Origin of the sequence: Pinisolibacter sp., assembly GCF_036782435.1 — a bacterium.
In the GTDB taxonomy this organism is placed as follows: domain Bacteria; phylum Pseudomonadota; class Alphaproteobacteria; order Rhizobiales; family Ancalomicrobiaceae; genus CALBKH01.
Map to the genome: position 1 here is coordinate 62298 of NZ_DAIPZB010000020.1, position 10817 is coordinate 73114.

General features: G+C 67.7%; 9 protein-coding genes and 1 tRNA gene. 7 read left to right on the plus strand and 3 right to left on the minus strand.

All coding sequences use genetic code 11. The features are described from left to right. The first annotated feature begins 252 nt into the window (after nt 1-252). From V7Q42_RS10650 to V7Q42_RS10665, 4 genes are all read left to right on the plus strand, one after another. Nucleotides 253-795 carry a phasin family protein gene (locus V7Q42_RS10650; protein WP_333824023.1) on the plus strand — a complete coding sequence of 181 codons (543 nt, stop codon included), beginning with the start codon at nt 253-255 and terminating at the stop codon, nt 793-795. Between the two features lie 101 nt (nt 796-896). Next, nucleotides 897-2123, plus strand: coding sequence for a patatin-like phospholipase family protein (locus V7Q42_RS10655; RefSeq protein ID WP_333824024.1), 1227 nt, complete (start codon nt 897-899; stop codon nt 2121-2123). Between the two features lie 145 nt (nt 2124-2268). Next, a complete protein-coding gene (locus V7Q42_RS10660) occupies nt 2269-2913 on the plus strand; it encodes a TetR/AcrR family transcriptional regulator (RefSeq protein WP_333824025.1) in 645 nt (214 codons plus the stop codon). Between the two features lie 11 nt (nt 2914-2924). Continuing rightward, nucleotides 2925-3776: a hypothetical protein gene (locus V7Q42_RS10665; RefSeq protein ID WP_333824026.1), complete on the plus strand. Its 852-nt coding sequence runs from the start codon at nt 2925-2927 to the stop codon at nt 3774-3776. 176 nt (nt 3777-3952) lie between these two features. Here the strand turns inward: V7Q42_RS10665 and V7Q42_RS10670 are convergent, their stop codons facing one another. Continuing rightward, nucleotides 3953-5494 carry a wax ester/triacylglycerol synthase family O-acyltransferase gene (locus V7Q42_RS10670; protein ID WP_333824028.1) on the minus strand — a complete coding sequence of 514 codons (1542 nt, stop codon included), beginning with the start codon at nt 5492-5494 and terminating at the stop codon, nt 3953-3955. Between the two features lie 150 nt (nt 5495-5644). On the opposite strand from V7Q42_RS10670, the gene V7Q42_RS10675 reads away from it, so the two are divergent. Genes V7Q42_RS10675 through V7Q42_RS10685 form a run of 3 tightly spaced genes read left to right on the plus strand, consistent with a single transcriptional unit; the run spans nt 5645 to nt 9469 of the window. Continuing rightward, on the plus strand, nt 5645-6364 hold the full coding sequence (locus V7Q42_RS10675) for an FFLEELY motif protein (RefSeq protein WP_333824029.1): 720 nt from the start codon (nt 5645-5647) through the stop codon (nt 6362-6364). 26 nt (nt 6365-6390) lie between these two features. Next, a complete protein-coding gene (locus V7Q42_RS10680; RefSeq protein ID WP_333824030.1) occupies nt 6391-7827 on the plus strand; it encodes a coniferyl aldehyde dehydrogenase in 1437 nt (478 codons plus the stop codon). Between the two features lie 40 nt (nt 7828-7867). Continuing rightward, complete coding sequence (locus V7Q42_RS10685; RefSeq protein WP_442958186.1) at nt 7868-9469, plus strand: GMC family oxidoreductase; 1602 nt, start codon at nt 7868-7870, stop codon at nt 9467-9469. A gap of 83 nt (nt 9470-9552) precedes the next feature. Here V7Q42_RS10685 and V7Q42_RS10690 read toward each other — a convergent pair. Together V7Q42_RS10690 and V7Q42_RS10695 are read right to left on the minus strand one after the other, a co-directional pair. Further along, nucleotides 9553-9627 (minus strand) — tRNA-Gly (locus V7Q42_RS10690). 395 nt (nt 9628-10022) lie between these two features. Beyond that, nucleotides 10023-10817 (minus strand): IS256 family transposase (locus V7Q42_RS10695; RefSeq protein ID WP_333824032.1); only part of this gene is annotated, 795 nt, incomplete at its 5' end.

Sequence of the window (10817 nt, forward strand, 5' to 3'; positions counted from 1 at the left end):
GCGTGAGGATCGCCGTAGTCGGCGCCGTTGACCCAGTGTAACCCCTGTCTCGCCGGTGAAAAGCCCCCCGGGATCGGCCGCAGCGGCCAGCATCACACACCGAAATTTCGAGCCGCGGCAGGCATCTCCGAGAATTCGACGGGGTCCATGTCGATTAGGTGACCGTTTCTAAAAGCAATCGCTATCTTCACCTCATCGAACGAGACCGCTCACCCGCCGGGTGGCGAGACATGGAACAGAAGGATCGAGATCATGGCCAAGAAGCTCAAAGCTCTCGCCGGTGGTTCGAGTGAGACGCAGCTCGCCCAGACCATCAAGGATTCCGCGCATCAGATCTGGCTCGCCGGCCTCGGCGCCTTCGCCAAGGCGCAGGAAGAGGGCACCAAGGTGTTCGAAGCCCTGGTGAAGGAAGGCGAGACCATCCAGAAGCGCACCCGTGAAGCCGCCGAAGACAAGGTCGCCGAGGCCCGCAAGGCCGCCACCGGCACCTGGGACAAGCTCGAGAGCGTGTTCGAAGAGCGCGTCGCCCGCGCCCTCAACAGCCTCAACGTTCCGACCAAGAAGGACATCGACGCGCTGTCGGCCCGCATCCACGAATTGACCGCCGCCACCAAGAAGCTCTCCGGCACCACCCAGAAGGAAGCCGGCAAGGCCGGTGAAGCGGTGATGGAAGCGGTCGGCGAGACGGCCCAGGTGGTGAAGATGACCACCAAGAAGGTCGCCGCGTCGGCCAAGCGCGTGAAGGTCGCGGCGGAAAAGGCCGTCGAAGAGGTCAAGACGGACCTCGCCGGTTGACGTCCTCCCGGCCGTGAGGTCGACTTTCCCGGAGCGGGGGCGAGATTCGCTCCCGCCCGGGCGAAGTCGTCGCTTCCGTCCCGTGAACGGAGGATCGGTGCATGTCACGGCGGCATCAACACAAGATCGGTGTCGCTCTGGCGGGCGGCGGCCCGCTCGGCGCGATCTACGAGATCGGCGCGCTCGTCGCTCTCCAGGATGCCCTTCGCGGTCTGGACTTCACCGCCTGCGACGTCTACGTCGGCGTCTCGTCGGGTGGCGTGATCGCCTCCGGTCTCGCCAACGGGCTCTCGCCCCGGGACATCCACGCGATGTTCATCGAGAACGAGTCGGCCTACGAGGCCTTCGATCCGGAGATCCTGCTCCGGCCGGCGTTCGGCGAATACATCCGGCGTCTCACCTCGATCCCGGGTCTCGCCTTCCAGGCGATGGAACACTGGTTCGCCGATCCCTTCTCCAAGGGGTTCTTCGCGTCGTTCCAGCGGCTCGGCCGGGCGATCCCGACCGGCATCTTCGACAACGTCGGTTTCTCCGCCTTCCTGCAGAAACTCCTGTCGGCGCCGGGTCGCACCGACGACTTCCGCGAGTTGCCGCACAAGCTCTTCCTCGTCGCCACGGACCTCGACAGCGGCAAGGCGGTGCCCTTCGGCGCGCCGGGATGGGACCACGTGCCGATCTCGCGCGCCGTGCAGGCGTCCGCGGCGCTGCCCGGGCTGTTCCCGCCGGTGGAGATCGACGGGCGCAACTACGTCGACGGCGCCTTGATGAAGACGCTGCACGCGTCGGTGGCGCTGAAGGAGGGGGCGAAGCTCCTCCTCTGCGTCAATCCGCTGGTGCCGTTCAACGCCGACCTCACCCACGACGACGACGACGGCTGGGCCGATCGCATCTCGCTGATGGATCGCGGCCTGCCGGCGGTGATGTCGCAGACCTTCCGCGCCATCATCCATTCGCGCATGAAGGTCGGCATGGACCGCTATCGCACCGAGTATCCGGATGCGGACGTGCTGCTGTTCGAGCCGAACCAGGGCGATGCGGAGATCTTCTTCGCCAACATCTTCTCCTACGCCTCGCGCAAACGTCTGGCGCAGCACGCCTATGAGCGCACCCTCGGCGATCTGAGGCGGCGGCGCGAGCAGTTGGGGCCGATCTTCGCCGCCCACGGCGTCACCCTCGACGACGACCTCCTCGATCACGGCCGGCGCCGGCCGATCACCGCCGGTTCGCCGCCGCCGCGACGGGTGCCGCGGCATCCGGCGACGTACCATCTCACCCACGCGCTCGATCGCCTCGACGCGGCGCTGAAGACCCGCACCACCGCTTCTTGAGGTGGTCGGAGGGGTGGAATCGCCGAAAATCGACCGGCGACGGTGTCGAACCTGTTGAGTGGCGCGCGGATTCGCGTTTCAGTCGACGACGTCGCGGAAGGTTCGGCCGGAGAGCCGCCACCGCACGGGGTGAGGAACGGTCGGCATGGCGCGCAAACCGCAGCGACGGACGAAGGAGCGCATCCTCGAGACGGCGCTGGCGTTGTTCAATCGCGACGGCGAACCGAGTGTCACGCCGTCGGCGATCGCCGAGGAGATGGGCATCTCGCCCGGCAACCTGCACTATCACTTCCCCTCCAAGCAGAAGATCGTCGAAGCGCTGTTCGCCACCTTCCGCGCCGAGATCGAGCACACGCTCGCGGCGCCGGGGACGCGCGCGCCCGACGTCGAGGACGTGTGGTTGTTCCTCCATCTCGTCTTCGAGGCGATCTGGAAGTACCGGTTCGTCTATCGCGACATCACCGATCTGGTGTCGCGCTATCGGGTGCTCGAGCGGCAGATCCGGTTGATCCTCGCCCACAAGCAGACGACCGCGGCGGCCATCCTGCGCGGCCTCGTCGCCGACGGGCGGATGACGGCGTCGCCGCGGGACATCGAGGCGCTGGCGTCGAACATGACGCTCATCGCCACCTACTGGCTCTCCTTCGAATTTGTCCGCGATCCCCGCCACTGGGACGACGGCGAAGCGCTGGCGCGCGGCGCCTACCAGGTCATGGCGCTCTCCGCTCCCTATCTCGCGCCGCGCGAGCGCGAACTGCTCGATCATCTCGCCGAACGCTACAGAAGTTGAGGAGACGCATCATGGCGAAGCCGCGTTGGACCGCCTTTCCCCACGCCTCGAAGGACTACGACTATGCCGGGGCGGCGCTCGCCGAGGCCTGGCCGCGACTGCACCGCGGCGACTGCGAGCCGTTCCCGGACGCCGCCGGCCTGAAGGGGCTCATCGACGCCGCGCCGAAGCTGAAGCCGAAGCAGAGCCTCGAAGAGGCGGCGGAGATCCTGCAGGACGCGTGGCGCGCCTATCATCGCGGCGACTTCGCCGAGGCGGTGGAAAAGGGCCTGTCGGTCGGGCTCCTCGGCACCAACGTCGCCAACAAGGCGACCAACATCTACGCCACCTATCTCGAGGAGAAGGACGCGGCCAAGCTCGAGCTCTTCCAGGCGTCGGCGGCGCGGGCGGAGGAGTTGCAGGCGGCGGCCAAGGGGCTCGCCAACGCCCATTATCTCCACGCCCAGGCGCTCGGCCGCTACTCCCAGGGCATCTCGATCGGCAAGGCGCTGGCGCAGGGGCTGGCCGGCAAGGTGCGCGCCAGCCTCGAGGCGGCATTGAAATGCGCGCCCAAGCACGCCGACGCCCACATCGCGCTCGGCACCTATCACGCCGAGATCATCAACAAGGTCGGCGGCATGATCGGCGGCCTCACCTACGGCGCCAGCAAGGACGACGGGGTGAAGCATTTCGAGACGGCGGTGAAGCTCAATCCGGACTCGGCCGTCGCCCGCATCGAATACGCCAACGGTCTCGTCATGATGTTCGGCAATTCTAAGATGAAGCAGGCCGTCGCCCTCTATGCCGAGGCGGCCAACTCGAAGCCGGCGGACGCGATGGAACGGCTCGACGTCGAGCTCGCCAAGGAGGAACTCGAGGACTGACGTGGGGGCCGAAAGATCCGTTCGGTCGGATCGACCGGCCGGGCGACGGCGTCCTACCAGAGGCGGAAGGTGCCGCGGCACCCGGCCGTCGAAGACACGCGAATTTCTCATCTGCATCAGAGGCATGAGAAATTCGCGTCAGGATTACCATCGGTCATTTTCGATGACCGATGGTCTCACGCCTCGGGTGCGCTCGTGGCGGCCGGCTTGCGACGCGACCGAGGCGCCGCCGGCGTCGCGGCGGCGGTGGTGCTGCGGCGGCGATGGCGCGACTTCGGATGAGCCGCATGTTCGGCGTTGGCGAGATCCTCGGCGCGTTCGGCGTAGTCGAGCAGCGTCAGATAGAGCAGGCGTTCGAACTGCGGGCCGAAATGGGCGATGACCCGGCGCGGTTCGGGCACCAGCTCGGCGTCGGTGATGAGGCCGAACTGGACCTTGCCGTTGTAGGAGAGGATCGACACGCCGATGCCGATGTCGCCCGACTGCGGCACCCAGAACATCAGCTGCGAGATCTCGGCGCCGGCGATCTTCAACGGCATCTGCGGACCGGGAACGTTGGTCATCACCGCGGTCGCCCGGTAGAGCAGGATGCCGAAGAGGGCGTCCTGGGCGAGTTTCGGGGTGTAGCCGAGGACGGCGAGGAGGCCGTAGGTGACGCCGGCCTGCTGCGAGCGCTTCAGCGCGTCCATGCGCTTCTGCACCTCGGCGAGGCGGGCGAGCGGTTCGTCGATGCCAACCGGCAGCACCAGGGTGACGATGCCGAATTCGTTGCCGAGTTCGCGGTGGCGGCCCGGCGCGCGCAGGTTGACCGGGATCAGCGCCCGGATCTCGACGCCGTGGGTCGGCTCGCCGAGTTCGGCGAGATAGGCGTTGATGGCGCCGGCGACGCAGGACATCAGCACGTCGTTGACCGAGCAGCCGCGGGCGTGCGCGATCGTCTTGACCTCGGAGAGCGGCAGCGGCTCGGCCCAGGCGACCTTCTTCTTGCCGTGCGGCACGCCCTTGAGCGGCGTCCGGCTGTCGTTGGCCATGAACAGCAGGCCGGCGAGTTCGCCGACGATGCCGGCGCCGTCCTTGACCAGGCCGAGGGCCTGGGCGGCCGGGCCGCCGCCGTTGTGGTTCGAAGCCTTGGCCATGCGCGCGGACAGTTTGGTGCCCATCTTCACGACGCGGCCGAGGGGCGCGAAGAGGCTCGACCACCAGTCGCCCTTGCCGTCCTCGGAGCGCGCCGTCCAGTCGGCGGCGGGCTCGTCGAGGCCGTGCAGGTCGTCGGTCAGCGAAAGCATGACGCCGATCAGGGCGATGCCGTCGGCGATGGCGTGGTGGATGCGCACCACCACCGCGGCGCCGCCTTCGAAACCTTCGACGATGTGGTACTGCCAGAGCGGGATCGAGTGATCGAGCGGGGTGGCGGCGAGTTCGCCGACGAATTGCTCGAGTTCGGCGTCACCGGCGGCGCCGGGCAGGCGGACGTGATGGATGTGGCGGGTGATGTCGAAACGGGCGTCGTCGACCCAGGACATGCCGCCGGCGACGCGCACCGCCTTCTGGCCGAAGCGGCGATAGACGAGGAGGCGCTCGGCGAGGGTGGCGGCGAGCTCTCGTGGATCGACGGGGCCGGCGAGCTTGATGACGCCGACGATGACCATGGGATTGTTCGGCCGATCCATCCGCAACCAGGTGGTGTCGACCGGAGACATGCGTTCGCCGCGTGCCATGCGTCTCTCCTCCGCGCTCCCCTCGCGTCCGTCGTGAGGCCGGCGGACCCGCCGCATCTTCTCGTTCCGGTCGCCGGTCTCGTTCTCGGCGGAACGGACCAGGACCGTCTTTAGGCGGCGTTTTCTAACCGAGGATGGTAGAGAATTTTCATGGACACGAAAGCGGAAACTGTCGAAAGACTTACCGCCCGTCTCGAAGCCGGGATCGAATTGCGCGGACGGGTCCGAACCGACGCGGAAGCGACGCGTCGACGGCTTCTCCTGCGCGACTGGCAATCCGACCGTCTGGCGCGCACCCATTTCGATCTGCTCGCCGATGCGCGGTTCCACGACACCGCCGAATTCTTCCTGACCGAGCTCTACGGCGCCAAGGATACGGTGAAGCGCGACGCCGACATCGCCCGCGTCGTTCCCACCATCGCCAAGATGCTGCCGATCTGGGGGCTGGAGACGGTCGCCGACGCGATCGAACTCGACACGTTGTCGGAGGTGCTCGACGTCGACATGGTGACGGCGCTGGGGGCGCGGATCGAGACGATCGATGCGGCCGCCTACGGCGCGGCCTATCGCAAGGTCGGACGACGGGCCGAGCGCGAACATCAGATCGATCTGATCGAGCATCTCGGCCACGCGCTCGATCATCTGACCCATCATGCCTTCACCGGGACGGCGCTGACGTTGATGCGACGCCCGGCACGGCTCGCCGGGTTCGGCGACCTGCAGACCTTCCTCGAGGACGGCTATCGCGCCTTCCGCAAGATGGGCGGCGCCGACGAATTTCTCGAGCGCATCGTGTCGCGCGAACGGGCCGTCATGACGGCACTGTTCGACGGCGACGACACGGTGCTCGACGACGAAGAAGAAGACTGAGAACGAACGACAGGCGAGGACCGGCCATGGACGTGACCCTTTCGACGGCGATCCCCGACTCCGACGGGGTCGGGGCGATCTTCGCCCGGCTGCGCGCGGCCTCGCGCCGCGACCCCTTCCCGGATCTCGCGACCCGCAAGGATCGGCTCGGCCGCCTGCTCTCGGCGATGACCGAGGACGAGGCGGCGATCGAGGCGGCGATCTCGGCCGATTTCGGCCATCGCTGCGTCCAGGAGACGCGGCTGGCCGAGGCCTTCATCGTCGAGGCCGGCATCAAACACACGCTGCGCCATCTCAAAGGGTGGATGAAGCCGAAACGGGTGAAGACCGAACTCGCCTTCCTGCCCGGGCGCAATCGGCTGATGCCGCAGCCGCTCGGGCTGGTCGGCGTGGTGGCGCCGTGGAACTATCCGCTGCAGCTGACCCTCGCGCCGCTCGCCGCGGCGCTTTCCGCCGGCAATCGGGTGATGATCAAACCGAGCGAGTTGACGCCGCGCTTCTCCGCCCTCCTCGCCGAGATCCTGTCGCGGCGCTTCGGCGACGACGAGGTGGTGGTGGTCCAGGGCGGACCGGACGTGGCGAGCGCCTTCACGGCGCTGCCCTTCGATCACCTGCTCTTCACCGGTTCGACCCGGGTCGGCCGCATGGTGGCGGAAGCGGCGGCGAAGAACCTGACCCCGGTGACGCTCGAACTCGGCGGCAAGTCGCCGGCGATCCTCGACGCTTCGGCCGACGTGGCGAACGCGGCGTCGCGCATCGCCTTCTCGAAGATGCTCAACGCCGGCCAGACCTGTGTGGCGCCGGACTACGTGTTGTTGCCGAAGGGCCGCGAGGCGGCCTTCGTCGCGGCCTATCGCGGGGCGGTGGCCAAGCTGATCGGCGAAGATCCGTCGAACCCCGACTACACCGCGATCGTCTGCGCGCCGCATCGCCAGCGCCAGCAGGCGTTGGTCGACGATGCCGTGGCGAAGGGCGCCAAGGTCGAATGGGCGGTCGGCGATCCGACCCGCTGGTCGAATTCGGCGAAGTTCCCGCCCTGCGTCCTCCTCGACACGACGCCCGACATGCGGGTTCGCCAGGAGGAGATCTTCGGACCGATCCTGCCGGTGGTGCCGGTCGGAAACGCCGACGAGGCGATCGCCACGGTCGTCGCCGACGAGCGGCCGTTGGCGCTCTACTGGTTCGGCACGGACGCGGCGGCGCGCGACAAGGTGATGGTGGAGACCGTCTCCGGCGGCGTCACCGTCAACGACTGCCTCGTCCACCTCGCCCAGGAGAACCAACCCTTCGGCGGCGTCGGGGCGTCGGGCATGGGCGCCTATCACGGCGAATGGGGCTTCCGCACCTTCTCGCACCTCAAACCGATCTTCCATCGGCCGGACCTCTCCGGTCTCGGCTTCATGCAGCCTCCCTACGGCAAGACTTTCGATCGCATGCTGGCGGCGCTGAGGCGCTTCGCCTGATCGGGTCCCTGTCGGAGGCGGGAGGAACGAAATGTCCGACGTGAAACGCGAGTTCGACTATCTGGTGCTCGGCGGCGGATCGGCCGGATCGGCCGTGGCGAGCCGCCTCAGCGAAGATCCGTCGGTGACGCTGTGCCTCTTCGAGGCCGGCGACCGGGGTGACGACTGGGTCATCCGCACGCCGCTCGCCGGCGCGCTGATGGTGCCGTCGAAGCTGCACAACTGGGGCTTCAAGACGGTGCCGCAGCCGGGGCTGAACGGCCGGCGGGGCTATCAGCCGCGCGGGCGCACGCTCGGCGGTTCGTCGGCGATCAATGCCATGATCTACGTCCGCGGCCATCGCTGGGACTACGATCACTGGGCCGCGCTCGGCAACACCGGCTGGGGCTTCGACGACGTCCTGCCCTATTTCAAGCGGTCGGAGAACAACGCCGACTTCGCGGCGGACGGACTGCACGGGGCCGGCGGGCCTCTCGAGGTCTCCTATCCGCGCACCGACAATCCGTGGCAGCGGATCTTCCTCGAGGCGGCGACCGAGGCGCAGTTCCGCTCCAATTCCGACTTCAACGGGCCGGAACAGGAGGGCTTCGGCGTCTATCAGGTGACGCAGAAGAACGGCGAGCGCTGGAGCGCGGCGCGCGGCTATCTCCATCCCCACATCGGCAAGCGGCCCAATCTCGCGGTCGAATGCGGGGCGCGGGTGCTGCGCATCCTGGTCGAGAACGGCCGGGCGGTCGGCGTCGAGATCCGTCAGGGCGGCGAGGTGAAGACCTTCCGGGCGCGGCGCGAGGTGATCGTCTCGGCCGGGGCGTTGCAGTCGCCGCAGATCCTGATGCTCTCCGGCATCGGCGATGCGGCGCAGTTGAAGGCGCACGGTCTCGAGGTCGTCCACCACCTGCCCGGCGTCGGCGCCGATCTGCAGGATCACCCCGACTTCATCTTCGGCTATCAGGCCGACAGCCACGACCTCATCGGCATCTCGGCCGGCGGGACGCTGCGCTTCATCAAGGAGATCCTGCGCTATCGGCGTGAGCGGCGGGGTCTCGTCGCCTCCAACTTCGCCGAGGCCGGCGGCTTCCTGAAGACACGGCCCGACCTGCCGGCGCCGGACATCCAGATCCACTTCATCGTCGCCATGGTCGACGACCATGCGCGCAAACTCCGGATGGGGCACGGCTTCTCCGCCCATCTCTGCCTGCTGAGGCCGCAGAGCCGCGGCAGCGTCACTCTCGCCTCCGCCGATCCGACGGCGGCGCCATTGATCGACCCGGCGTTCCTCACCCACCCGCAGGACATCGAGGACATGGTGGCCGGCTTCAAGGCGACCCGCCGTATCATGGATGCACCGGCGCTGAAGGCGGTGCGCGGCCGCGATCTCTTCACTCGAGGGGTCGAGACCGACGACGACATCCGCGCCATCCTGCGGGCGCGCGTCGACACGGTCTATCACCCGGTCGGCACCTGCCGCATGGGCGTCGACGATCGGGCGGTGGTCGATCCGGAACTGAGGGTGCGCGGCATCGCCGGGCTGAGGGTGGTCGACGCCTCGATCATGCCGACGCTGATCGGCGGCAACACCAACGCCCCGTCGATCATGATCGGCGAGAAGGCGGCCGACATGATCAAGACGGCGGTTGCCTGAGAAACTACCGGCGATCGGATGGCCCGAAACGACGAAAGCCGCGGTTTCCCGCGGCTTTTTCGTGCTCTCCCGAGGAGGGAGAATGGAGCGGGCGAAGGGATTTGAACCCTCGACCCCAACCTTGGCAAGGTTGTGCTCTACCCCTGAGCTACACCCGCATCCTTGGGTACCGCCCGGCGTCGCCGCCGGACGGGCGTCTCTATAGCAACAGCTCGAAGTCGGATGCAAGCCCGTTTTCGCCGGAAATCGTCGCGAACCGGATGATCACTCCGAAAGTGGCGGAAAACAGCCGTCTTACGGAGGTGCGAGATCGCCCGGCGGTGGTCCGAAGGGCGCGATCGGGGCCGAACGGAGGTTCGCCGGCTCGCATCGTCGACCGATCTCACTGCCTTTTCGGCATCGCCGGCGGGGTGCGGAGAGGGGCCGTGGGACGGTCCGGCCCGAACCGGTCGCGCCCGACGGATCGCCGGCGGGCGGGCGAGTCCTGATCGTGTCCCGTGAGGTGGTGTAGCTGACCGTTGGCCAGCGGGGCGCGCCAATATGGGCGGCGTACTCAGGCCGCCATGTTCGGCAGGCCGAGGACGGCGGGATCATCGCCGATGGCAGCGATCGTTTCCAGAGTCATGTAGCGGGAGCGCTGGACGGCCCACTCATCGTTCTGTTCGAGCAGGATCGCCCCGACCAGTCGGACGATGGCGTCTTCGTTGGGAAAGATGCCGACGACCTCGGTGCGGCGCTTGATCTCGCCCTTGAGGCGTTCGAGCGGGTTGGTGCTGTGCAGCTTCGCCCGATGCGGGGCGGGGAAGCTCATGTAGGCGAGCACGTCGGCCTCGGCGTCGTCCATGAAGGTGGCGAGCGTCGCCATCTTCGGCCGGAGTTGGTCGGCGACGGCGCGCCACTGACGACGGGCGGCCTCGGCGTCGTTCTGAGCGAAGGCCGTGGCGATGAAGGCGGAGACGACCCGGCGGCCGTTCTTGCCGGCATGCGCCAGGGCGTTTCGCATGAAGTGAACCCGGCACCGTTGCCACGTCGCCGTCAGCACCTTCGAAACCGCCGCCTTGATCCCCTCGTGCGCGTCGGAGATCACCAGCTTCACGCCGCGCAGACCCCGGCGGGCGAGCTTGCGCAGGAAGGCGGTCCAGAAGGTCTCCGCCTCCGACGGGCCGATGTCCATGCCGAGCACCTCGCGCCGACCGTTGCGGTTGACCCCGACCGCGACGATCACCGCCACCGAGACGATCCGTCCGTTCTGCCGGACCTTCAGGTAGGTCGCGTCGATCCACAGATAGGGCCTGACCTTGCCCCCGGGGATGTCCTCGTTCTGAACTGGAATCCGTCGACAGGAGAC